At 56.0% G+C, this 24,217-nt stretch carries 23 protein-coding genes and 1 other RNA gene; 15 read left to right on the top strand and 9 right to left on the bottom strand.

Annotation, left to right across the window (positions count from 1 at the left end; translation table 11 throughout):
* Nucleotides 1-74 precede the first annotated feature (74 nt).
* On the top strand, nucleotides 75-2,093 hold the full coding sequence (locus OK412_RS20475; RefSeq protein WP_052271974.1) for an NADPH-dependent 2,4-dienoyl-CoA reductase: 2,019 nt from the start codon (nucleotides 75-77) through the stop codon (nucleotides 2,091-2,093).
* Here the strand turns inward: OK412_RS20475 and rlmG are convergent, their stop codons facing one another.
* Nucleotides 2,094-3,212, bottom strand: coding sequence for a 23S rRNA (guanine(1835)-N(2))-methyltransferase RlmG (gene rlmG / locus OK412_RS20470; RefSeq protein WP_264353485.1), 1,119 nt, complete (start codon nucleotides 3,210-3,212; stop codon nucleotides 2,094-2,096). It abuts the gene before it with no gap.
* Between the two features lie 83 nt (nucleotides 3,213-3,295).
* On the opposite strand from rlmG, the gene OK412_RS20465 reads away from it, so the two are divergent.
* Nucleotides 3,296-3,799: a M48 family metallopeptidase gene (locus OK412_RS20465; RefSeq protein WP_010256568.1), complete on the top strand. Its 504-nt coding sequence runs from the start codon at nucleotides 3,296-3,298 to the stop codon at nucleotides 3,797-3,799.
* Here the strand turns inward: OK412_RS20465 and OK412_RS20460 are convergent.
* The gene (locus OK412_RS20460) at nucleotides 3,796-5,484 is read right to left on the bottom strand and encodes a chloride channel protein (RefSeq protein ID WP_022623916.1); all 1,689 of its coding nucleotides are present in this window, start codon (nucleotides 5,482-5,484) and stop codon (nucleotides 3,796-3,798) included. The two genes, OK412_RS20465 and OK412_RS20460, sit on opposite strands and share 4 nt — an antisense overlap.
* A gap of 146 nt (nucleotides 5,485-5,630) precedes the next feature.
* Between OK412_RS20460 and OK412_RS20455 the strand changes: the two genes are divergently transcribed.
* From OK412_RS20455 to sstT, 3 genes are all read left to right on the top strand, one after another.
* On the top strand, nucleotides 5,631-6,617 hold the full coding sequence (locus OK412_RS20455; RefSeq protein WP_010256561.1) for a Gfo/Idh/MocA family protein: 987 nt from the start codon (nucleotides 5,631-5,633) through the stop codon (nucleotides 6,615-6,617).
* A 257-nt stretch (nucleotides 6,618-6,874) separates the two neighbouring features.
* Nucleotides 6,875-7,843 (top strand): TerC family protein, encoded by a 969-nt coding sequence (locus OK412_RS20450; protein WP_010699777.1) that lies wholly within the window; start codon nucleotides 6,875-6,877, stop codon nucleotides 7,841-7,843.
* A gap of 235 nt (nucleotides 7,844-8,078) precedes the next feature.
* Complete coding sequence (gene sstT / locus OK412_RS20445) at nucleotides 8,079-9,311, top strand: serine/threonine transporter SstT (RefSeq protein ID WP_033785571.1); 1,233 nt, start codon at nucleotides 8,079-8,081, stop codon at nucleotides 9,309-9,311.
* A gap of 196 nt (nucleotides 9,312-9,507) precedes the next feature.
* Here the strand turns inward: sstT and OK412_RS20440 are convergent, their stop codons facing one another.
* The 3 genes from OK412_RS20440 to uxaC are packed head-to-tail and all read right to left on the bottom strand — an operon-like array spanning nucleotide 9,508 to nucleotide 13,869.
* Nucleotides 9,508-10,998 carry a UxaA family hydrolase gene (locus OK412_RS20440; RefSeq protein WP_264353484.1) on the bottom strand — a complete coding sequence of 497 codons (1,491 nt, stop codon included), beginning with the start codon at nucleotides 10,996-10,998 and terminating at the stop codon, nucleotides 9,508-9,510.
* 4 nt (nucleotides 10,999-11,002) lie between these two features.
* A complete protein-coding gene (locus OK412_RS20435; RefSeq protein ID WP_264353483.1) occupies nucleotides 11,003-12,451 on the bottom strand; it encodes a tagaturonate reductase in 1,449 nt (482 codons plus the stop codon).
* A 2-nt stretch (nucleotides 12,452-12,453) separates the two neighbouring features.
* Nucleotides 12,454-13,869, bottom strand: coding sequence for a glucuronate isomerase (gene uxaC / locus OK412_RS20430; RefSeq protein ID WP_010256553.1), 1,416 nt, complete (start codon nucleotides 13,867-13,869; stop codon nucleotides 12,454-12,456).
* A 399-nt stretch (nucleotides 13,870-14,268) separates the two neighbouring features.
* Between uxaC and OK412_RS20425 the strand changes: the two genes are divergently transcribed.
* The 10 genes from OK412_RS20425 to OK412_RS20380 all read left to right on the top strand — a co-directional run bounded on the left by OK412_RS20425 (nucleotide 14,269) and on the right by OK412_RS20380 (nucleotide 21,041).
* Nucleotides 14,269-15,573, top strand: a complete 1,305-nt coding sequence (locus OK412_RS20425) for an MFS transporter (protein WP_010699779.1) — start codon at nucleotides 14,269-14,271, stop codon at nucleotides 15,571-15,573.
* Between the two features lie 86 nt (nucleotides 15,574-15,659).
* Complete coding sequence (gene exuR / locus OK412_RS20420) at nucleotides 15,660-16,436, top strand: transcriptional regulator ExuR (protein WP_022623920.1); 777 nt, start codon at nucleotides 15,660-15,662, stop codon at nucleotides 16,434-16,436.
* Nucleotides 16,437-16,760: 324 nt separating this feature from the next.
* Nucleotides 16,761-17,435 (top strand): DedA family protein, encoded by a 675-nt coding sequence (locus tag OK412_RS20415; RefSeq protein ID WP_010699781.1) that lies wholly within the window; start codon nucleotides 16,761-16,763, stop codon nucleotides 17,433-17,435.
* Nucleotides 17,435-17,782 (top strand): EnvZ/OmpR regulon moderator MzrA, encoded by a 348-nt coding sequence (gene mzrA / locus OK412_RS20410; protein WP_010256540.1) that lies wholly within the window; start codon nucleotides 17,435-17,437, stop codon nucleotides 17,780-17,782. The genes OK412_RS20415 and mzrA overlap by 1 nt, the downstream gene beginning before the upstream one ends.
* A 194-nt stretch (nucleotides 17,783-17,976) precedes the next feature.
* Nucleotides 17,977-18,351, top strand: coding sequence for a DUF1090 domain-containing protein (locus OK412_RS20405; RefSeq protein WP_010256536.1), 375 nt, complete (start codon nucleotides 17,977-17,979; stop codon nucleotides 18,349-18,351).
* Between the two features lie 35 nt (nucleotides 18,352-18,386).
* Complete coding sequence (locus OK412_RS20400; protein WP_010256532.1) at nucleotides 18,387-18,692, top strand: DUF883 family protein; 306 nt, start codon at nucleotides 18,387-18,389, stop codon at nucleotides 18,690-18,692.
* A 2-nt stretch (nucleotides 18,693-18,694) separates the two neighbouring features.
* On the top strand, nucleotides 18,695-19,090 hold the full coding sequence (locus tag OK412_RS20395) for a phage holin family protein (RefSeq protein ID WP_010256529.1): 396 nt from the start codon (nucleotides 18,695-18,697) through the stop codon (nucleotides 19,088-19,090).
* Entirely contained in the window at nucleotides 19,090-19,374 is a 285-nt protein-coding gene (locus OK412_RS20390) for a YqjK-like family protein (protein WP_010256526.1), read from the top strand. The genes OK412_RS20395 and OK412_RS20390 overlap by 1 nt, the downstream gene beginning before the upstream one ends.
* A 202-nt stretch (nucleotides 19,375-19,576) precedes the next feature.
* A complete protein-coding gene (locus tag OK412_RS20385) occupies nucleotides 19,577-19,990 on the top strand; it encodes a DoxX family protein (protein ID WP_010256522.1) in 414 nt (137 codons plus the stop codon).
* 76 nt (nucleotides 19,991-20,066) lie between these two features.
* Nucleotides 20,067-21,041: a glutathione S-transferase family protein gene (locus OK412_RS20380; protein WP_264353482.1), complete on the top strand. Its 975-nt coding sequence runs from the start codon at nucleotides 20,067-20,069 to the stop codon at nucleotides 21,039-21,041.
* 357 nt (nucleotides 21,042-21,398) lie between these two features.
* Here OK412_RS20380 and OK412_RS20375 read toward each other — a convergent pair whose 3' ends face one another.
* The 4 genes from OK412_RS20375 to rsmI form a co-directional block, all read right to left on the bottom strand.
* On the bottom strand, nucleotides 21,399-21,812 hold the full coding sequence (locus OK412_RS20375) for a hypothetical protein (protein ID WP_233273073.1): 414 nt from the start codon (nucleotides 21,810-21,812) through the stop codon (nucleotides 21,399-21,401).
* Nucleotides 21,813-21,825: 13 nt separating this feature from the next.
* Nucleotides 21,826-22,518, bottom strand: coding sequence for a hypothetical protein (locus tag OK412_RS20370; RefSeq protein ID WP_264353481.1), 693 nt, complete (start codon nucleotides 22,516-22,518; stop codon nucleotides 21,826-21,828).
* A gap of 400 nt (nucleotides 22,519-22,918) precedes the next feature.
* Nucleotides 22,919-23,297, bottom strand: an RNA gene (gene rnpB, locus OK412_RS20365) — RNase P RNA component class A.
* Between the two features lie 33 nt (nucleotides 23,298-23,330).
* A complete protein-coding gene (gene rsmI / locus OK412_RS20360) occupies nucleotides 23,331-24,197 on the bottom strand; it encodes a 16S rRNA (cytidine(1402)-2'-O)-methyltransferase (protein WP_010256516.1) in 867 nt (288 codons plus the stop codon).
* Between the last annotated feature and the right edge of the window lie 20 nt (nucleotides 24,198-24,217).

The following is a 24,217-nucleotide window of genomic DNA, read 5'->3' as shown; positions in this document are numbered from 1 at the left end:
CATTCTTTCACTTTTTTTTAACGCAGAAGTGGCTAGAGTGAACTCATCCGACCACTTTACCGTGAGTGACTATCATGTCCGTCAATCCTGACTATCCTGCGCTGTTTACGCCGCTGGACCTTGGCTTTACCCGACTGAAAAACCGCTTTCTGATGGGATCAATGCACACCGGACTGGAAGAGCATCCGGATGGCGCAGCCCGGCTGGCGGCTTTCTACGGCGAGCGGGCGCGTGAAGGCGTCGCGCTGATCGTCACCGGCGGGATCGCCCCCAATGCCCAGGGTGTCACCACCGCGCATGGCGCGATGCTCACCGACGAGACGCAATGTGACTGGCACCGGCAGATCACGGAGGCGGTGCATCAACATCAGGGCAAAATCGCCCTGCAGATCCTGCATACCGGTCGTTACAGCTATCAGCCCGATCTGGTTGCGCCCTCGGCACGCCAGGCGCCGATTAACCCGTTTACGCCACAGGCGATGAGCGAGGCGGCGATTGAACAGACCATTGATGACTTTGCCCGCTGCGCCCGACTGGCACAGCAGGCGGGCTACGATGGCGTGGAGATCATGGGTTCCGAAGGCTACCTGATTAATCAGTTTCTGGTGAAGCACACCAATCAGCGCACCGACCGCTGGGGTGGCGACTTCCGGCAGCGGATGCAGTTCGCGCTGGCGATTACCCGCGCCGTTCGCGCCGCGACCGGTGACGCCTTTATCATCATCTTCCGGTTGTCGATGCTCGACCTGATCGAAGAGGGCAGCACGCTGGAGGAGACGCTGTTGCTGGCGGGCGAACTGGAGCAGTGCGGCGTCACGCTGTTTAATACCGGTATTGGCTGGCACGAGGCGCGCATCCCGACCATCGCCACCTGCGTGCCGCGTGCGGCCTTTGCGTGGGTGACGCAGCGCCTGCGTGAACAGGTGAAGGTACCGGTCATCGCTACCAATCGCATCAACCATCCCGCCGTCGCCGAGCAGCTGTTGCAGTCCGGCTGCGCCGATATGGTGTCGATGGCGCGCCCTTTTCTCGCCGATCCCGCCTTTGTCACTAAAGCACAGCGCGGTGAACCGGACAGCATCAACACCTGCATTGCCTGTAATCAGGCCTGCCTCGATCAGGTGTTCGCCGGTAAAATCACCTCCTGCCTGGTCAATCCGCGCGCCTGCCATGAGTCGCTGATGCCGGTCATCGCCAGCACCGCCCCGCGCAGGCTGGCCGTAGTGGGTGCCGGTCCGGCCGGCATGGCGTTTGCGCTACAGGCGGCGCAGCGCGGCCATCAGGTAACCCTCTATGAGGCCGCGCCGGAGATAGGCGGCCAGTTCAATCTTGCACGGCTGATCCCTGGCAAATCGGAGTTCAGCGAAACGCTGCGCTATTTCCGGCATGAGCTGGCAGCCGCAGGCGTGACGGTTCAGACAGGCAGTCGGGTGACGGCGGATCAGCTGAGTGACGCCGATGAAGTGGTGCTGGCGACCGGCATTCAGCCGCGTACGCCCGATATTCCGGGCATCGACCACCCCAGCGTGCTGAGCTATCTGGAGGTGCTGCGCGATAAGCGCCCGGTAGGTAAACGGGTAGCGATTATCGGCGCAGGCGGTATTGGCTTTGATGTGGCGGAGTATCTGTCACAGCCATCCCATGACGAAGATCTGGCGGCGTTTTATGCCGAATGGGGCATCGACCACAGCCTGACGCAGCGTGGCGGCGTGATGAAACCCGAGCCGCCTGCTGCGTTACGGCAAATCTGGCTGCTGCAACGCCGATCGGGAAAACCGGGTGCCGGGCTGGCAAAGACCACCGGCTGGATCCATCGCGCCAGTCTGCAGGCGCAGGGCGTTGAGATGTGGGGCGGCGTTGAGTATCTGGCGATTGATGACAGCGGCCTGCATCTGCGGCGCAACGGCGAAACGCTGTTGCTGGAGGTCGATAATGTGATTATCTGTGCCGGACAGGAGCCGCAGCGCGAACTGGAAGCCGCGCTGCGTGCAAAAGGACAGAGGGTGACAGTCATCGGCGGTGCAGATGTGGCGCAGGAGCTGGATGCGCGCCGTGCGATTGCGCAGGCGACGCAGCTGGCATTAACCGTCTGACTAGCGCATTTTCACCGCGCGCAGCACCACGAACTTCTGGTTAGAGGCGATCAGCGTACAGTTACCAAACAGCTTCTTCAGCTTGTGGTGATAATCGAGGTGGCGGTTGCCGACAATACGCAACTCGCCGCCATACTGAAGGCAGCGTTTGGCATCACGGAACATCTGCCATGCCAGGTGATCGGTCACCGCGTGCTGCTGGTGGAACGGCGGGTTGCACAGCACCGCGTGCAGCCGATCTGACGGATAGCCGCTCAGCACGTTGTTCACCAGGAACTGACAGCGTGACAGATCCTCAGGACGGTTCACTTCCACATTAAGCTTGCTGGAAGCGACCGCCATGTAAGACTCATCAAGGAAATGCACCTCGGCCTGCGGGTTCTGCTCCAGCGCCACCAGTCCCACCACGCCGTTACCACAGCCGAGATCGACAATCTCGCCCTCAATGTTTTCCGGCAGATGCTGCACAAAGAGCCGTGCGCCGATATCCAGCGAAGCGCGCGAGAAGACGTTGGCGTAGTTGTGAATCTGATAAGGGGTACCATCCAGCGGCCAGACCAGCGTCGGCGTGGCCTCACGCAGTTCAGGCTTGCTGAACTGGCTGTAGATCAGACGCGCTTTTTTCCACGCCAGAGAGGTTTTGGTTTCACCAATGATCTGTTCGAACAGCTGCAGCGTAGAGTTATGGATCTCTTTGGCGCGCGCCGCCGCCAGAATCACCGTATCAGGCGTGACGACTTCGCGAATGGCGCGCAGCTGGTGCTCCAGCAGCGCCAGGGTTTTAGGCACCTTGATCAGCACAGCCGCAGGTGAAGCAGGCAGGTCAGCCAGGCTATCAACAAAGTGAACGTCGCTGTCATCCAGCCCATTAAAGGTCAGATTCTGACGGGCGGCCTGCTGGCTCAGCCAGGAGTCGCTGACGTGCCAGACGGTACGCGGATTCAGGGCGCAGGTTAAGGCCCCGAAACTGTCGTTGAAGACCAGCACCGGCCCCTCTGGCAGCGTCTGCTGTAACAGATATTCATCAGCCGCATCCCAGGCTTGTAATGGACTTTCGTCACGCATCTGCGGGAAGCGATGCAGGATCAGTGTGCGATCGTTCAGTTCAAGTTGGCTCATGAATTCTCCGGCGTGGTACACTTTGGTTGATTTTCGCCCCAAAATCGGGGGCGCAGTATACTGTCTTTCGCCTGGAATCCCTAATGTCCTCACTGATCTACCTTCAGGGTTATCCTGCCCCCCTTCTTGAGCAGGTTCAGTCGCTGATCGCCCATCAGCGCTTAGGTGCGTTCCTGCAGGAACGTTATCCCGACACCCATGACGTGATGAGTGATAAAGCGCTGTATGACTACACGCAGGCGCTGAAAAATCGCTATATGCGCAATGCGCCGCCGATCAGCAAAGTGATGTGGGATAACAAGATTAAGGTGATGAAGCATGCACTCGGGCTGCACACAGCCATCTCACGGATTCAGGGCGGTAAGCTTAAGGCGAAAGCGGAAATCCGTATCTCGACCTTTTTCCGCCTCGCGCCAGAGCCGTTTCTGCGGATGATCGTGGTGCATGAGCTGGCACACCTTAAAGAGAAAGATCACGATAAGGCGTTCTACCAGCTCTGCTGCCATATGGAGCCGGATTATCACCAGCTCGAATTTGATGCGCGACTGTGGATGACGGACCAGGCGATGCGCGGCAACGCGGCTTAAAGAAACTCCTGCGCTTTCTGAATCAGGCTGGTTTTGGTCAGCGCCCCCAGAAAGCGCCGTTCCTGCGGATTGTTGAGCACAGGCAACCGCTCCAGCGTCACCGCCGCAAAGGCTTCCCATCCCTCACGCATACTCTGATTCTGATACACCACCGGGAAATCCTGATCCATCACGCACTGCACCGGTGAATCGAGGGTGATCTCCTGGGCCAGCACCCGGCGCGAAATTTCATGAATCGAGACCACACCGAGGAAAGCGCCCGCGGCGTTGATCACATAAACATAGCGTTCACGCTTCAGGGAGCTGACCGCCAGCGCCTGCCCCACCGACTCCTCCGGCTGCAACGCCGCACCCGCAATAATCAGCTCGGCAATGCGCATGTTATCGAAATCATATTTCGCTTCTGAACGGCTGAAGTGATGACTCACGACCGGATAAGTACTGGCGGATTGCAGGCGATAGACCACCATCGACGCCAGCACCGTGGCGATCATCAGCGGAAACAGCAGGCTGCTGTTGAGCGTCATCTCCAGCACCATCAGCATCGCCATCAACGGCGCCTGACTGACCGCCGCCAGCACCGCCGCCATACCAATCGCGGCATAGAGCAGCACATTGCCAAGCGGCAGATGCAGCGCCGCCCCCACCGTCGCGATGATCACCCCCAGCAGCGCGCCAATCAGCAGCGAAGGGGTAAAGAGTCCGCCGACGGCGTTCGACCCTACCGACAGGCTGGTAGCAAGGGTTTTCAGCACCAGCAACAGCAGCAGACCCGGCAGCAGGTAGTGCCCTGCCATCACTTTGACGATCACCTCGTAGCCGTTGCCGAGGATATCAGTGGAGATCAGCGCCAGTAAGCCGACCGCAAAGCCGCCCGCCCCGAGGCGCAGCGGCAGGGAGGCGACCCGGCTGAACAGCACTTTGCTGCGGGCGATGCATTTAATCACGATCCAGCCCGCCAGACCGGCGCACAGACCAATCACCACCGTCATCAGCAGGCTGCTGAGATCCATGGCGAAGTTCGCGTCTGCCAGCGGATAGAGCGCGCTGCGAAAACCCAGCGTCCACATGGTCATCACCGCCGTGGCGGCAGCGATGATCAGGGGGATCAGCCGCTGCAACGCAGAAATGCCGAAGGCGATTTCCGCCACAAAAATCGCCGACGCCAGTGGCGCATGGTAAACCGACGCGAGGCCCGCCGCCGCGGCCATCGCCACCACGTCACTGTTTTTCAGGTTAAGTGAGGCCGGTAACAGGCGACCAATCGCACTGCCGCACAGTGCCGAGAGCTGCACCATCGGCCCCTCTTTACCTATCGAGGCGCCGCTGCCGATACTGGCAATCGACGATAAGGCGCGGAACAGTGAGGTCCGGGTCGGCACCGCATCCAGCCGGGCGTTGATCACTTCAAGGTAATCCGTTTTCACCGTCTGCTGCTGCTCGATGGCAACGGCATAACGCAGAAAATAGCCCGCCAGTACGCCGCCCGCCCCCACCAGCAGCGGCCAGAAGATCCACGGCCAGAGATGCAGGGATTCGGTTATTTCGCCACTGCGGGCAAACAGCAGATGGTTGATCAGTTCAATCACGCCGCGGAAAGCCAGCGTCACCAGCGACGCCGCACACCCGACCGGAATGGCGATCAGAAGTGTGGTCCAGTTTAATGCGTGCTTACTTGCTTTCACCTGCGCTCCCTGGTTGGTACATAAACATCATCGCTTCCGCATATTATTGGAATGCGGATCGCAGGATCAATCCCTGCCCGCCCGGCACCATTGCACAGCGTGGGTGAGATGGTACTCTGCCGCTTTACAGCTGCCGGAGAGATGACGTGATTCGTTTTGCCATTGTGGGAACAAACTGGATTACACGCCAGTTTATTGATGCCGCTCATGAAACCGGAGCGATGAAGCTCTGTGCGGTCTATTCACGCAGTCAGCAGCAGGCTGAGGCCTTTATCGCCGATTATCCCTGCAAACAGACCTTTACCTCACTGGAAGCGCTGGCCGCCAGTCCGGAGATCGATGCGGTCTATCTGGCCAGCCCCAATGCACTGCACTGCCAGCAGGCGCTGCTGTTTATGTCGCACGGCAAGCATGTGATTTGCGAAAAACCGCTGGCCTCTAACCTGGCAGAAGTGGAACAGATGATCGCCTGCGCCCGTGAGCATCAGGTGGTGCTGTTTGAGGCGTTTAAAACTGCCAGCCTGCCTAATTTCCTGCGGCTGCAGCAGGCACTGCCTGACGTGGGTAAACTGCGAAAAGCGCTGCTGAATTACTGCCAGTACTCCTCACGCTACCCACGCTATCTCAACGGTGAGAACCCCAATACCTTTGATCCGCGCTGGTCGAATGGCTCAATTATGGATATCGGTTATTACTGTCTGGCCTCGGCGGTGACGCTGTGGGGCGAGCCAGATCGTGTGCAGGCCAGCGCGACTTTGCTTGCGAGCGGCGTGGACGCGCACGGCGTGGTGGTGCTGAGTTACGGTGATTTCGATGTGACGATTCTGCATTCGAAGGTGAGTGATTCCAGCCTACCCAGCGAGATTCAGGGTGAAGCGGGCGCGCTGGTGATAGAGAAGTTATCGGAGTGCCAGCAGCTGACTTTTGTGCCGCGGGGCGCGGAAAAGCAGACGCTGAGCCAGCCGCAGCATATCAACACCATGCTGTATGAAGCCGCCGCTTTTGCCCGGCTGGTTGAGCAGCGTCAGGTGGACCACCCTTCGCTTGAGGTTTCGCGGATTACTGCGTCGCTGCTGACTGAGATACGCCGCCAGACCGGCGTGATCTTCCCGGCCGACCAGGCTGCTATGTAAATATTTCTAAATATGTCTGAGAGGTGTTGCTTCCTGTGCGGCTAAACCGTAACTTACCCTCCTGCAAAGGGGAGTAACTTGTAAGCTGATTGATCGTCATTACGATGCGAAAGCATCCGGTCATCAGGCAACCCGGAATCAATTTCTGTGTTGTAAGTGAGACCTTGCCGGAAGGCGAGGTTTGCTTACACAAAAATAAGCGGCTGACGTCTTCTGACTTCAGCCGTTTTTTTTTATTTTTCGGACAGGATACGAATATGCAAACTGTGGGTACGCCTTTACTGTGGGGCAGCTTTGCGGTTGTGGTGCTTATCATGCTGGCTATCGACCTGCTGTTGCAGGGACGCCGTGGCGCGCAGACCATGTCTTTCAAACAGGCGGCCGTCTGGTCGCTGATCTGGGTTTCAGTCTCACTGCTGTTCAGCGCCGCCTTCTGGTGGTATCTGGAGGGCAGCGCGGGACGTGAAGTCGCTAACACGCAGACGCTCGCCTTCCTGACCGGTTACGTGCTGGAAAAAGCGCTGGCGGTGGATAACGTCTTCGTCTGGCTGATGCTGTTCAGTTACTTCTCTATTCCGGCCAATCTGCAGCGCCGGGTGCTGATCTATGGGGTATTAGGCGCTATCGTGCTGCGTACCATCATGATCTTCGCCGGTAGCTGGCTGGTCACGCAGTTCAGCTGGATCCTCTATGTGTTCGGTGCCTTCCTGCTGTTCACCGGTGTGAAAATGGCGCTGGCGAAAGAGGATGACAGCGCGGTGGGCGAAAAACCTGTGGTGCGCTGGCTGCGTAAGCATCTGCGCATGACTGACGATCTCGACGGCGAGAAGTTCTTCACCCGCAAAAACGGCGTGCTGTTTGCGACGCCACTGCTGCTGGTGCTGATCATGGTAGAAATCAGCGACGTGATCTTTGCGGTCGACAGTATCCCGGCGATCTTCGCCGTGACCACTGACCCGTTTATCGTACTGACCTCAAACCTGTTCGCTATCCTGGGTTTGCGTGCCATGTACTTCCTGCTGGCAAACGTGGCGGAACGGTTCTCGATGCTGAAGTATGGCCTGGCGATTGTGCTGGTGTTCATCGGCTTTAAGATGCTGATTGTCGACCTCTACCATATCCCGGTCGGTATCTCGCTGGGTGTGGTCGGTGCCATTCTGGCATCAACCCTGCTGATTAATGCCTGGGTTAACCGCAAAAGAGACCAGAAAAAGCTCGCACCATAATTACCTGCAGGGGCAGCCGATGCCCCTGTTTTATTTTGTGGCAGCCTGTCACGCCATTTCATCCCTCTGTCACACTTCCACTATCCAGCATAATAAAAATCTGACCTGCTCCACAGTGACAGAACTTTCTCTTTTCTCGTCCGATCTTTTCCTTATACTCCGCCGGGCAAACCGTTTTAGCCGATGCAAAACATCGCGTCTGAAACTACATCCGCGACAAAATATAGAAAATATTATGCAGAAAACTCTCTCCGCACGTCTGGGCACGCTGCTCGCCGGAAGCCTGGTGAAGCAAATCATGATTGGGCTGATCGCCGGTGTGGCGCTCGCCTGGATTTCACACGATGCCGCTATCGCGGTCGGTCTGCTGGGTGAACTGTTTGTCAGTGCGCTGAAAGCGGTCGCGCCGTTGCTGGTACTGATGCTGGTGATCGCCTCGATTGCCAACCACCAGCAGGGCCAGAAGAGCAATATCCGGCCGATTATTATGCTTTATCTGCTGAGCACCTTTTTCGCGGCGGTGGTCGCGGTGGTCTTCAGCCATCTGATCCCGCAGACGCTGACGCTGGCGGTGGGCACCACGGAAATCACACCACCATCCGGCATTACCGAAGTGCTACGTGGACTGCTGATGAGCATGGTGTCGAATCCAATCACGGCCCTGATGAACGCCAACTACATCGGCATTCTGGTGTGGGCAATTGGTCTCGGGCTGGCTTTCCGTCACAGCAGTGACACTACCCGCGCCTTTCTCAATGATGCCTCTCATGCGGTGACGTGGCTGGTACGCTGCGTGATTCGCTGCGCGCCGATTGGTATTTTCGGTCTGGTGGCCTCGATCCTCGCGTCTACCGGCTTTGGCGCGCTGTGGCAATATGCGCATCTGCTGGCGCTGCTGCTGGGCTGTATGCTGCTGATGGCGCTGGTGGTGAACCCGCTGCTGGTGTTCTATAAAATCCGTCGCAACCCCTATCCACTGGTCTTCACCTGCCTGCGCGAAAGCGGCGTGACCGCCTTCTTTACCCGCAGTTCTGCCGCCAACATTCCGGTGAATATGGCGCTGGCGAAACGTCTGGATCTGGATGAGGATACCTATTCGGTGTCGATTCCACTGGGCGCAACCATCAGTATGGCGGGGGCATCGATTACCATTACCGTGCTGACGCTGGCGGCGGTGCATACGCTGGGGATCAGCATTGATGTGCCGACGGCGATTCTGCTGAGTCTGGTGGCATCACTCTGTGCCTGTGGTGCATCTGGCGTGGCGGGCGGTTCGCTGCTGCTGATCCCGGTGGCCTGTAACATGTTCGGCATTCCGAATGATCTGGCAATGCAGGTGGTGGCGGTCGGCTTTATTATCGGCGTCCTGCAGGATTCGGCGGAAACCGCGCTGAACTCCTCAACCGATATTCTGTTTACCGCAGCCGTCTGTCAGGCAGAAGCGGAGCGCGAAACCAGCCGGGCTTAACCTTTCAGATAGCTCAAAAGCTCAAAGAGTGGGTGGCAGAGTCCGAAGAGCAAAGCGTCCCGCGCCAGGGAAGGCGCGGGCCGAGCGAGCAGGGATGCTTTAAGCGACTTTGCGATCGGACTCTGCCACCCACGAAGGGCACAGGATTAACCGACGGTAATAACAACATCAGGATCGCCATTGTTTGCCTGACAAACTATAGCGTCACACCGCTTTTGAAAATCGCCAGCTCGCGGAAATCGTTCTTCTCGTTGTTGGTCGGCTGACCGCTGGCAATCGCCACAATGCTGTCGACAAAGTCTTCCAGCATCGCATCCATACTCATTCCCTCGATCAATCGTCCGGAATTAAAGTCGATCCAGTGCGGTTTCTTCTCCGCCAGCGGCGTGTTGGTGGCCAGCTTCACCGTCGGCACAAAACCGCCATAAGGTGTGCCGCGTCCGGTACTGAACAGCACCATGTGGCAACCGGCTCCCGCCAGCGCACTGGTGGCGACCGCATCATTGCCCGGCGCACTCAGCAGATTCAGCCCCGGCGTTTTTAACCGTTCGCCATACTTCAGCACATCGACCACCTGGCTCTGCCCCGCTTTCTGAGTACAGCCCAGCGACTTCTCCTCCAGCGTGGTGATACCGCCCGCTTTGTTGCCTGGTGACGGGTTTTCGTAGATCGGCTGCTGGTGATCGATAAAATACTGTTTGAAATCGTTGATCATCGCCACCGTTTTGCTGAAGGTCTCCTCGTCGCGACAGCGACTCATCAGAATCCGCTCTGCGCCAAACATTTCCGGCACTTCGGTCAGTACGGTCGTGCCGCCATTGGCGATCATCTGGTCCGAGAAACGTCCCAGCAACGGATTGGCGGTGATGCCAGACAAACCATCCGAACCGCCGCACTCCAGACCAAACTTCAGCTCGCTGAGTTTGCCCGGCTCGCGCTGGTCGCGACGCATTTTTTCATACAATGCGTGCAGCCGCTCCAGCCCGGCTTCCACCTCATCGTCATGCTGCTGGCACACCATAAACTCGACCCGGTCGCTTTCAAACGCGCCGAGGGTATCACGGAAGGCATCAACCTGATTGTTTTCGCAGCCGAGACCAATCACCAGCACCGCGCCAGCATTAGGATGGCGCACCATGTTCTGCAGCATGGTGCGGGTGTTTTCGTGATCCTGCCCCAGCTGCGAACAACCGAAGGTATGGCTGAACAGGAACGCGCCATCGATATCTTCTGCCTCCTGCGTCTCCTTCAGAAAGCGCTGCAGGATCTGACGCGCAATGCCGTTGACGCAGCCAACGGTTGGCAGGATCCACAGCTCATTGCGGATGCCAACCTCGCCGTTAGCACGACGGTAGATCTGCACCTCACGGTCACCCGGCTGCGGCGGCAGCGTCACAAACTCGGGCTGATACGCATACTGATCCAGATCGCTGAGATTGGTGCGGGCGTTCTGCGAATGGATTAACTCACCGGCGGCCACAGGCTGCGTGGCATGGGCAATCGGCAGCCCATATTTGATCACCAGCTCATCCTGCGCGATAGGCTGCAGGGCAAATTTATGCCCGCGTCCGACCGCCTGTTGCACCGCCACACTCAGTGGCGGCAGCTCTATCATGGCGCCCGCGTCTAAATCACGTAACGCCACGGCGACATTGTCGCGGGGATCAATTTTAATTGCGTCTTGCATAGCGTTATCTCAGTTGGCTCAGCGCCTCACGCATTCCGTGGGCGATGATATTTTGCAGGTGTTGGGTGACAACCGCAGCCAGTCCGGGCTGACGGGTTAAATCTTCACCCCAGTGTTGCGCGTCGCTGAGTACGCCGTTCACCAGCTTTTGCGGTGACAGCTGATCCGCATCAAGTGCTTTCCAGGCGTCGGCGTAGCGCTGTAACCACTGCGGCTCGTCCTGCAATGGCCAGCTTTTGCCGGCTGACTCGCCGCGATAAAAAGCGATCAGCGCGGCCAGCGCAAAGGTGATGTGTGTCGGCCACTCGCCGGTTTGCTGATGCGCTGCAAGGAGTGGGGTCAGCAGACGGGTGCGGAATTTGGTCATGCCATTAAGGGCAATCGACAGCAGCGCGTGGCGAATAAACGGATTGCGGAAACGACGCTGTACCGCATCGGCAAACGCGTGCAGTTCATCGGCAGGCAGATCCAGCGTCGGGATCACTTCGTGACGCAGCAGGTTATCCACAAATCCGGCGATAGCCGGATCGGCCATCGCCTCTCCCACACTCTCAATACCGGCCAGAAACGCGACCGGTACCATTGCAGTGTGCGCGCCATTGAGAATGGCCACTTTTTGCGCTTTATAGGGCGCAATGTCATCCACATGCCGAACCTGCGGCGACAGCGCCGCCAGCTTCAGTTCATTAAACAGCGCCGACGGCCCCTGAATCACAAACTGATAGTAGACTTCGCCCGCCACCAGATAGCGATCTTCATAACCCAGCTCGCGTTGCAGCGGCTCGCTTTCCGCCGGGAAGCCGGTGACGATGCGGTCGACCAGGGTGTTATAGAACGCGCAGTGCTGATGAACCCAGGTTTTAAATTCGGAGGGCAGATGCCACTGATCGGCGTAGCGCAGCACCAGATCGCGCAGCGTGTCGCCGTTATGGTCAATCAGCTCGCACGGCACCACCAGCCAGCCCCGGTCGCTGGCGCCATTGAAGTGGGAATAGCGCGCCCACAGCAGCTGCGTCAGTTTGCCAGGGAAACTGCTGGCAGGCTGATCGGTAAGCTGATCCGTGCCGACAAAGGCGATGCCCGCTTCGGTGGTATTGGAGAAGACCATGCGCAGATCCGGATTACGGGCCAGCGCCATAAACTCGCCGAACTGCTGCCAGGGCTGGATTTCACGGTTGAGACTGCGGATCAGCCGGGTTTCGCTGACCTGCTCGCCCTGATCGTTCAGCCCGCGGATCAGTGTGGTATAGAGTCCATCCTGCTGATTCAGGCTGTCGCTGACTTCACGGTTGCGCGGCCGCACCACCACGATCCCGGCATCGGTGCCCTGATGTTCATTGAGCCAGTCGATCTGCCAGTCAATAAAGGCGCGCAGGAAGTTGCCTTCGCCGAACTGGATCACCCGGTCGCGATAGACGGCGCCCGGAAAGTCGTGACGGTTTAGCCTTTTCATTATCAGGCTCCCAGCTCGATGCCGAAGTAATCGCGAGCATTGTTGAAGCAGATGTTCTGTACCATCTGACCTAACAGTGCTTCATCGGCTGGCGCTTCACCCTGCTCCACCCAGCGGCCTATCATCTGGCACAGCAAGCGGCGGAAATATTCGTGGCGGGTGTAGGAGAGGAAGCTGCGGCTATCGGTCAGCATGCCGACGAAACGGCTCAGCAGACCAATCTGCGCCAGCTGTGTCATCTGACGCTGCATACCATCCAGCTGATCGTTGAACCACCAGGCTGAACCAAACTGCATTTTGCCCGCCTGACCTTCGCCCTGAAAGTTGCCCGCCATAGTGGCCAGCACTTCGTTGTCGCGCGGGTTCAGGCAGTAGAGAATGGTTTTAGGCAGCGCATTATTAAGATTCTGCGCGCCCAGCAGGCGTGCCAGCGGTTCGGCCAGCGGCTGGTCGTTGATCGAATCGAAGCCGACATCAGGCCCCAGCAGCTGGTACTGGCGCGGATTGGTGTTGCGCAGTGCGCCAATGTGATACTGCTGCACCCAGCCACGGCGGGCATATTCGCTGCCCAGCCAGACCAGCACCGCCGTTTTAAACTGTGCCGTTTCCTGCGGGTTGGGCGCGGCACCGCTGCGGCGACGCGCCAGAATCGCATCCAGCGTGGCGTCATCCGCCTCGGCGTAGCAGACCACATCCAGTGCGTGATCGGAGACTTTACAGCCGTGCGCCGCGAAGTGATCCAGCCGCTGATGCAGTGCGCTACGCAGATCGTCAAAACGCTGCACGCTGATGTCCGTCAGTTGCTCCAGCGTCTCGATCCACGGCAGGAAGGTTTCCGCTTCGATATTAAACGCTTTGTCCGGACGCCAGCTCGGCAGCACTTTAACGCTGAAGCTGGCATCGTCTGCCAGCGCGCGGTGATGGCGCAGGTCATCCAGCGGATCGTCAGTGGTGCCCACCATCTTCACCTTCATCTGCTGCATGATGCCGCGCGTGGTAAAGCTATCCTGCGCCAGCAGTTCATTGCAGCGATGCCAGATGCTGTCAGCTGTTTTCTCAGAAAGCAGTGTATCGGTAATACCGAAAGGCCGGCGTAACTCCAGGTGGGTCCAGTGATAGAGCGGGTTGCCGATGGTGTGCGGTACGGTGCGTGCCCAGGCGTCAAATTTTTCACGATCGCTGGCGTTACCGGTACAGAACGCCTCAGCCACACCGTTGGCGCGCATGGCCCGCCACTTATAGTGATCGCCCTTCAGCCAGATGTCATAAAGGTTGGCGAAGCGATAATTTTCGGCAATCTGCTGCGGCGGCAAGTGGCAGTGATAGTCGAAAATCGGCTGATCCTTTGCATAGTCGTGATAGAGACGACGGGCGAATTCGGTATCCAGCAAAAAATCTTCGGTCATGAAACGTGACATACATGCTTCCTCATCGACTGAACCACGGATGGCCCAAAGTTATCATACCAATTTTAGTCCGTTACGGATTTATTTGCGATCCTGCTCACATAAACGGCGGTAGCTGGCTGCCGTTATGGACGTTTTTGTCGCCCGCATCGCGCTAAATGGCTGTCATTACGCAGGTTTCCAGTATCCCACAGTGCAGAAAGGGTTTTTGTGATGGCTCTCAACTTTTAAAGTTGTATAACAAGTTAGGCTCTCGCCCCATCGTGAGGTCGTTAGCGACTCACAAATGGCAAGGTCATAACAGGGTTGCTCATACAGAACCTGCGGGCGTGAGCAGAGCTGCATCACGTGCTGTCCCGCTCCAGATAACAACAGCGGCAAGACCGCATACAGAACTGGAAGAGGTAGAGGATGCGTAAGATCAAAGGGTTACGCTGGTACATGATTGGACTGGTGACGCTCGGTACGGTGTTAGGGTATCTGACCCGTAACACCATTGCCGTGGCGGCCCCGACATTAATGTCAGAGCTGCATATCACCACGCAGCAGTACTCCTACATAATTGCGGCCTATTCAGCCTGCTACACGCTGATGCAACCGGTGGCAGGTTATGTACTGGATCTGCTCGGCACCAAAGTCGGCTACGCGGTGTTTGCTATTATGTGGGCGATTTTCTGTGCCGCTACGGCGATGGCGGGCAGCTGGGGCGGACTGGCGCTGGCACGTGGCGCAGTCGGTGCGGCTGAAGCGGCGATGATCCCGGCCGGACTGAAAGCGAGCAGCGAATGGTTCCCGGCTAAAGAGCGTTCGGTCGCCGTGGGCTACTTTAACGTGGGTTCGTCTATCGGTGCGATGCTGGCTCCGCCGCTGGTGGTCTGGGCGATTGTGGCGCACAGCTGGCAGATGGCATTTATCATGACCGGTGTGCTGAGCATGGCCTGGGCACTCAGCTGGCTAGTGTTTTACAAACACCCGAAACAGCAGAAGAAGCTGAGCGATGAAGAGCGCGACTACATTATCTCCGGCCAGGAAGCGCAGCATCAGACCGGCAACACCCGCAAAATGTCAGCACTGGAGATTATCCGTAACCGCCAGTTCTGGGGTATTGCCCTGCCGCGCTTTCTGGCAGAACCGGCATGGGGAACGTTCAACGCCTGGATTCCGCTGTTTATGTTTAAGGTTTACGGCTTCAATCTGAAAGAGATTGCGATGTTCGCCTGGATGCCGATGCTGTTCGCGGACTTCGGCTGCATCCTCGGTGGCTATCTGCCGCCGCTGTTTCAGCGCTGGTTCGGCGTTAACCTGATCGTCTCCCGCAAGATGGTCGTGACGATGGGTGCGGTGTTAATGATTGCGCCGGGCACCATCGGCCTGTTCACCAGCCCCTACGTCGCTATTGGTCTGCTGTGCATCGGCGGGTTTGCGCATCAGGCCCTCTCTGGCGCGCTGATCACCCTCTCCTCAGACGTTTTCGGCCGCAATGAAGTTGCCACGGCTAACGGCCTGACCGGCATGGCAGCCTGGACCGCCAGCACCATGTTTGCGCTGGTGGTCGGTGCACTGGCCGATACGCTGGGCTTCAGCCCACTGTTTGCCGCGCTGGCGGTGTTTGATCTGCTGGGTGCCGTCGTTATCTGGACGGTTCTGAAAAATAAACCCATTTCAGAGCTGAATGCCGAAGCCGTTATTCCGCAGGCCAGCGCCGTTCGCAGTTAATCTGCCGGGCTGGCGCAAGCCAGCCCATTTCCTCGCACCTCCTGAAGTGGTATAACAACTTATCTGTCTGCTACCAGGATTGTGCTATGGACTTCACTGAATCCCGTCGACTTTATCAACAGCTGGCCAGCGAGCTGAAAAGCCGCATTGAAACCGGGATCTATCCGGTGGGTGACAAACTGCCTGCTGAGCGCCTGATTGCCGAAGAGATGGAAGTGAGCCGCACCGTCGTACGTGAAGCGATCATCATGCTGGAAGTTGAAGGCTATGTTGAGGTCCGCAAAGGCTCGGGCATCCACGTCATTGCCAGCCAGCAGCAGAACCGCATCGCCTCCACCAGCAGTCAGCTGGAGTTCGCCACGTTTGGCCCCTTCGAACTGCTCCAGGCTCGTCAGCTGATTGAGAGTAATGTGGCCGAGTTCGCTGCAACGCAGGTAACGCGTCAGGACATTATCGACCTGATGGCGATTCAGGAAAAAGCCCGCCAGGAGGATCACTTCCGCGACTCCGAGTGGGATATGCAGTTTCATGTACGTATCGCGCAATCCACCCAGAACAGTGCCTTAGCCGCCATCGTTGAAAAAATGTGGCTGCATCGCCTGCACAATCCCTACTGGCTCAAACTTCACGAACACATCGACCAGCGCAGCATTCTCAGCTGGTGCGACGACCACGATCAGATTCTTAAAGCTCTGATGCGCAAAGATCCCGCCGCCAGCAAACTGGCGATGTGGCAACATCTGGAAAATACTAAACAGATGCTGTTTAACGCGACGGCGGATGATTTTGAATTTAACGTGGATCGATACATGTTTGGTGAGAATCCGGTCATCCTGCCTGATGGGTCCAATAACGCCCGCTAAAAGTGCCTGAAAATGCCCTGAGACGGTCAGTTAATCTGCAATAGTGTCAGGTCATGTAAAGCTCCTTTTTACACGCCGTTTCACAAGGTAAAACTCCTGTTCGCCAGAGAGTTTTCCTGTCTCAGACAGGCGATTTTTGTTACAGTTATCGCCCTTTTATTACCCTTTGCGACTGGGGGTTATAAAGTCGCTGATTTAACAATCAATTCTGGAAGGATCCGGAAAATCCCGCCCAGGCTGCGCTCCTAAAATTTATAACGAAATGCCGGTCTGCGTTTAAGTCCCTGTGGGACATGTTTAACAATGATGTTCAGGAATGAATTGATGGATATTTTGCAATCGTTGCTGCATGCCCTCTGGCAGCAGGACTACGAAACCCTCTCCGATCCCACGCTGGTATGGGCCATTTACGGCGTGCTGTTTATGATTTTGTTTTTAGAAAATGGCCTTCTTCCCGCTGCATTTCTGCCGGGTGACAGTCTGCTGATTCTGGTCGGCGTACTGATTGCCAAAGGCACCATGAGCTTCCCCCTGACGATTCTGGTGTTAACGACCGGTGCCAGTCTTGGCTGCTGGGTGAGCTACTTACAGGGCCGCTGGCTGGGTAACACGCCCACGGTACAGAAATGGCTCTCCCATCTTCCCGCCCAGTATCATCTGCGCGCGCACAGCATGTTCCATCGTCACGGCTTATCTGCCCTGCTGATTGGACGCTTTATCGCGTTTGTGCGGACTCTGCTGCCTACTATCGCCGGATTGTCAGGCCTCAGTAATGCCCGCTTTCAGTTCTTCAACTGGGTAAGTGCGTTCCTGTGGGTGGTGATTCTGACCGTTATCGGCTTCGCGCTGGGTAAAACCCCGATTTTCCGTCGTTATGAAGATGAGATGATGTTCTTCCTGATGATGCTGCCGCTGGCGCTGCTGGTGTTTGGTCTGGTGGGATCGCTGGTGGTGATATGGCGTAAGCGTCAGGCGAATCAGAACGGGAAAGCCGAGTAATGAAACTGCTGCAGGCTATTCCTAAACGGTGGTTACCGTGGTTGATCGCTGGCGTCTTTGCGCTGGTTGCGCTTTGTGTGGTCCCCGGTCTGATGAAGCACGAGACGGTGGTGCAGATTCGGGTTTCCCATGCTGGCGCCACCCTGCCCGATGGTTTTTATCTCTACCAGCAATTAAGTGCGCAGGGTATTCGTATCAAAAGCATTACGCCTGCGGGTGATGCACTGATCATCCATTTTGATAGCGAAGAGCAGAGCCTGGCGGCCCAGAAGGTGTTACGCCGTCTGCTGCCACAGGGCTTTATTGTGGCGCAGCACGATCACTCTCAGCACCTCTCACTGGCGTAATCTCCCGACTCCCCTCTCCTTTTCAGACCGTCGCGCCATCGCTCGGCGGTCTGAAAGGCGCTCTATCTCCCGGTCTTCTTTGAACTTTTTACTATGGGTGTCTATGCTTAAGCGAGAGTCGATTCTTAGCACCCGCAGCCATATGATTACGCGGGTGATGACGGATCAGGTCGCAATGGAAGGGTCCAGGACCAATGAAATATCAAGTATTACTGGGAGTCGCGCTGTTTTCGCTGTCGGGTTCGCTGCTGGCAGCGGAATCGCTGTGTGAGCAGAAAGAGCAGGATATTCAGCGTGAAATCGGGATGGCGCAGAAGCATAACAACCAGCGCCGGGTTAACGGTCTGGAGCGCGCGCTGACCGAAGTCCGGGCCGATTGCAGCGACAAAAAGCTCGAGGCCGCCCATCTGGAAAGAATTAACGCTCAGAAGCAGAAAGTTGCTGAGCGTGAGCACGCACTCAGGGAAGAGCGTGAAGAGGGCCATGACAAGGAGAAGATTGCTAAGCGACAACAAAAACTGGATGAAGCGCGCCGGGAGCTGAAAAAGTTACAGGCGGAGCCCTATTAATCGGAACTAACCAACTGATGTTAAAGGAGTATTTTATGTCTAAAGACACATCATCGGAACATTTGCGTGCTGAACTGAAAAACCTGGCCGATACCCTGGAAGAGGTGCTGAGCAGCAGCACTGAAAAATCCAAAGGCGAGCTGGATAAACTTCGCAATAAAGCGCGTGTGGCGCTGGATAGCTCACGTGAACGTCTGGGCGAATCAAGCGAGCGCATTGCTGCGACCACCCGCGAAGCGGCGCAAAAAGCCGAAGGCTACGTGCGTGAAAATCCATGGCATGGTGTGGGTATCGGTGCAGCGATTGGCGTCGCACTGGGCATGCTCATTTCGCGTCGATAATTATGGCTGACTCACAGCATAACCACGGCCCGGCTAAAGGGGTCATTAACATCGGCCAGCGCATTGTTACCACGCTGGTTGGCATGGTCGAGACACGCGTTCGTCTGGCAGTGGTGGAACTGGAGCACGAGAAAGCTAACCTGATTCAGCTGCTGTTGATGGTTGGCCTGACAATGCTGTTCACTGCATTTGGTCTGATGAGCCTGATGGTTCTGATTATCTGGGCAGTGGATGCGCAGTACCGTCTGATGGCCATTGGCATCACGACCGGCACGCTGCTATTGCTGGCGGTTATTCTGGGGCTCTGGACGCTTCACAAATCACGTCAGTCCACGCTGTTGCGCCACACGCGCAAGGAGCTGGAAACAGACCGGGATTTACTTGAGGACCAGCGCTGATGAGCCGCCGCGAGCGTGAAGAACGCATCCATGAACTGCTTAAGCATGTGCAGCAGCAGCGGCTGGATTTAAGCGCTGCGCGGCGTGACTGGCTGGAAGGCACCGCCCATTACGATCGCGGCTGGTTCACCTTCCTCAGCTTGCGCCGCTACCTGGCCATTGGCAGCAGTGCGCTGGCTATCTACTCCGTTCGCAGTCCCAACATGCTGTTACGCTGGGTAAAACGGGGATTCGGCGCCTGGAGTACCTGGCGCATGATCAAGTCCGCTCTGCCACCGCGTTAATTTTGCTAAAAGCCGGTCCTGAAAAGGCCGGCTTTTCTTCATCAGAATTTCTGAAAAACACTGACAGTATATCTCGCTTACAACCTTTCCACTCCGCGACTATCATCTCCAGCTATCAACCCAATGAACGCAATACTGCTTTCAGCGGGCATAAACCTTGCGGGCAGCTTGCCCTGCATCCCTGATAGCGCTGGAGTAAATGATGAAAAAATTCGAAGACGTTGGTTTGTTACTGGCTCGCATCCTGATGCCAATCCTGTTCATTACGGCTGGCTGGGGCAAAATCACCGGTTATGCAGGTACTCAGCAATATATGGAAGCAATGGGCGTCCCGGGCTTTATGCTGCCGCTGGTTATCCTGCTGGAGTTTGGCGGCGGTCTGGCTATCCTGTTTGGTTTCCTGACCCGTTTCACTGCCCTGTTTACTGCAGGCTTCACCATCCTGACCGCGTTTCTGTTCCACAGTAACTTTGCCGAAGGCGTGAACCAGCTGATGTTCATGAAGAACCTCTCTATCGCCGGTGGTTTCCTGGTGTTAGGTCTGGTGGGTCCTGGTGCATACAGCATTGATCGCCTGATCAGCAAAAGAAAAACACAGCCAGCGATTGCGCGCTAATCTCACATAAAGCGTAATGCCACATATACTTAGCAGGGCGGGGACATTTCCCCGCCCTGTTTGCATTGGAGCCATTATGGGACAGTTAATTGACGGTGTCTGGCATGACACCTGGTACGACACCAAATCTACCGGCGGACGCTTCAAGCGTTCAGAGTCGGCTTTCCGCAACTGGGTTACCGCGGATGGCAGTGCTGGCCCGGTGGGTAAAGCGGGATTTGTCGCCGAACGCGACCGCTATCATCTTTATGTCTCGCTGGCCTGCCCCTGGGCGCACCGCACGCTGCTGATGCGTCAGCTGAAGGGCCTTGATAGCATGATCGATGTCTCCGTAGTGCATCCGCTGATGCTGGAGAATGGCTGGACGTTCGATGATAGTTTTCAGGATGCGACCGGCGATAAGCTCTACCAGAATGAGTTCCTCTATCAGCTCTATCTGCACGCCGATCCGCAATACAGTGGCCGCGTAACCGTGCCGGTATTGTGGGACAAGCAGCAGAACACCATCGTCAGCAATGAGTCTGCCGATATCATCCGCATGTTCAAAAGTGCGTTTGATGCTGTCGGTGCCCGTGCCGGGGATTATTATCCTGTTGCACTGCACGAAAAGATTGATGAACTGAATAGCTGGATCTACGACACCGTGAACAACGGCGTTTACAAAGCAGGCTTTGCCACTTCTCAGTCCGCTTACGACGAGGCAGTCACTGCGCTGTTCCATTCGCTGTCGCGGCTGGAGCAGATTTTAGGCCAGCATCGCTATCTTACTGGCGATCAATTGACCGAAGCGGATCTGCGGTTATGGACCACGCTGGTGCGATTTGATCCGGTCTATGTGACCCACTTTAAATGCGATCGCCATCGCATTAGTGACTACAGAAACCTGAGTGGTTTCCTGCGTGATATCTATCAGATGCCTGGTATCGCAGAGACGGTTAATCTGCCGCATATTCGTCATCACTACTATTGCAGCCATAAGACCATCAACCCGAACGGCGTCATTTCACTGGGCCCGGCGTTTGACTGGGACGAGCCGCACGGCCGCGGTTAAGCTGCCTGCATATCGCGCAGGGAGCAGATACAATCTGACCGCAATGACAATCTAAACGCGAAGGGAACAGGGTCAGAAGAGGAAAGCGTCCCGCGCCAGGGATGGCGCGGGCCGAGCATGTCAGGGATGACGGATTTTGCGACTTTCCGATCTGACCCTGTTTCCTTTGCAGGCGCGATCTCACCGCTGACCTTCAAACCACCGCGCGTCAAAAAGCAAAAACCCCGCCGAAGCGGGGTTTTTGATAAAAAGCCGACGCTGACCGTTCAGGCAGATTGCTTAAACCACACGTCGCGTATCTGGTTTTGGGGGGAAGAGTCGCTTGATTAGTGCTGGAGATTGGGTCACTGAAGATTGTCAGCGAAAATCTACCTTACTTAGCGTTAGCGAATGTGATTTGCTGTCATGAGATATATAGAAGTAAGGCGTAACATTACCTTCCTTTTCCCATTTTTCAGACCATCCATTATGCTCCACCGCCCTGTAACCTAAGGACGCCAGATAATTTTTAACCTCAACTAAAGGAGCATCCGTGCTGTAAACAATACTACTTTCCTGCGGTTGACTACCATCCTGCGCGGTAAACGTAAAATGATATGATTCAGATGCACGTGGGGCCCTCCTGATATCCCTGTCAGTGTATAGATAATATGCCCATAGATTTGACTGAGTGTAACCTTCATCCCGTTCAGCCACCTTCTGCATACTAAAATCAATCAGCATGAAAATAATGATAATGACAGCGCCGATTGCAGCGATCCTTTTTAACATTTTCACTCTCTGTTTACTGAAATACGTTAATGATTCCGGCTTTATCATTAGACCGTCGCACTATGTCATCATTCGGAGTAAATTTATATGGCATAACCTGTTTCATAAATCGCGGAAGCTGACCTTTATAAGGGCGTGGGCAGGTGAATTTTTCTATAGGATCAGGAAATAACAAGGGTAAAAAACCCGTGTTCTTATAACGACTAATCGGTCCATAATGGTCCCATCGGCGTAGGGCTGATTCTTTGCTGGCAATCTTAAGTTCTCCCCAATATACGCGGGGATAATTAACTTTATAGAAACCAAATAAGTCCGACACAAGATCCTCGCCACTGAAACCGCTATCAGTATACCAACTGAACCAGGGCATTGACTGCCAATTTTCAAAAGCGACAGCAGTACTCATCATCATCACCAATGCAATACTCTGCCTTTCTGTGAGAGTTCTCCCTTTTTTTATCTCCCAGACATTAAAGCGACCAGTAGCAAACCGGCTGATCCCCATAGTTTGTTCATAACGCACCCGGTAATAAGAATCGCTGCCAGCTTCACCAGTGGAGAACTGTGCCATAAGTTTACGAACATCATCTCCGCGAGCGTGCCCCATATCAAGCCAGCCAAGCACTCCTGAATAAAGAAGCCCATGCCTAATCCAGTTTTCTGAACCAAATCGGGATGAATCCAGGATTTCTCCACGATTGCTCAAATTGGGTACCTCACAAATCCACGAGTCATAATTCCCTCTATTTAATTTCCATTTACCCTGTGAGGAATATTACAAAATTTAACCACAATAACAATAAGCACAAACCACAGGAAAAGCTCTATTTAGTGAATACCAGGTGTACGGTAACCTGCGAAAAATGATGCACCGGTATTAGCTGTACCTGTACTCAGTATCGAATATTTTGCTATATAGGCAATGCTTCGACTTTGTGATGTATATGAAGCTGTAATTGCTGTTGATGTAAATGCAAAAAGTTTTTCATTCTCTGTAGTCGTCTGCCCAGGGACGCTGAGTATGATGCACCAAACTTCGACATTGACCGCTGCCTGCTTATACCCTGCAAAGCAAAAACCCCGCCGAAGCGGGGTTTTTGATAAAAAGTCGAAGCTGACCGTTAAGCCGGGTTCTGTCGTGGACAGTCATTCATCTAGGCCAGCAATCGCTCACTGGCTCAAGCAGCCTACCCGGGTTCAGTACGGGCCGTACCTTGTGAACCCCTATTTGGCCTTGCTCCGGGTGGAGTTTACCGTGCCACGAACTGTTGCCAGTCGCGCGGTGCGCTCTTACCGCACCCTTTCACCCTTACCTGATCCCATTTCTGGGCCATCGGCGGTTTGCTCTCTGTTGCACTGGTCGTAGGCTTGCGCCTCCCAGGCGTTACCTGGCACCCTGCCCTATGGAGCCCGGACTTTCCTCCCCTCTGCCCGTCTCCCCACAAGTGAGGACGACGACAAAGCGGCGACTGTCTGGTCAGCTTCGGCGCGGGATAATAGGACATTCGCCGGCGTTTGTCACGCCTCTTGCTGCTCCAGCGCATACTTATAAAGCGCATTTTTCTTCACGCTGTGGATCTCAGCGGTCAGCGCAGCCGCGCGTTTCAACGGCAGCTCTTTTTGCAGCAGCGCCAGCGTACGCAGCGCATCGGCTGGTAACGCATCTTCATCATCGGTCTTGTACCCTTCGACAATCAGCACCATCTCGCCTTTGCGACGATTCTCATCTTCTTTTACCCACGCCAGCAGCTCGCCGACCGGTGCACCGTAGATCGACTCCCAGGTTTTGGTCAGCTCGCGCGCCAGCACCACGTAGCGTTCGGCACCCAGCTCACTCACCATATCCTGCAGGCTGTCGATCAGACGGTGGGTCGACTCATAGAAAATCAGCGTGCGCGGCTCCTGCACCAGCGCCCGCAGGGCGTCGCAACGGCCTTTGGTTTTGGCGGGCAGAAACCCTTCGTAACAGAAACGATCGGATGGCAGCCCTGCGGCACTTAATGCAGCAATGGCAGCACAGGCGCCCGGCAGCGGCACCACACGGATGCCCGCTTCACGACAGCGGCGCACCAGATGGTAGCCCGGATCGTTGATCAGCGGCGTGCCAGCATCAGAAACTAAGGCTATGCTTTGACCCTCCTGCAGCTTCGTCAGCAGCAGTTCAGCCTTGTGCTGCTCGTTGTGGTCATGAAGTGAGAAGAGTCGCGCATTGATGGCGAAATGTTGTAGCAACAGTCCGGTATGACGTGTATCTTCCGCAGCGACCAGATCGACGCTCGAAAGCACCGTCAGCGCCCGCTGGGTGATATCACCCAAATTACCAATCGGGGTTGGAACGATGTAGAGCGTGCTGGCAGAAATCTCTGCCCGATCGAGTTGTTTCATTGTTTCATCCGAATTGCCGA

Origin of the sequence: Pantoea sp. JV6 (assembly GCF_025910055.1) — a bacterium.
Lineage (GTDB): Bacteria > Pseudomonadota > Gammaproteobacteria > Enterobacterales > Enterobacteriaceae > Pantoea > Pantoea agglomerans.
The sequence above is the reverse complement of the archived record's forward strand: the minus strand, read 5'-3'. Positions and strand labels throughout refer to the sequence as shown.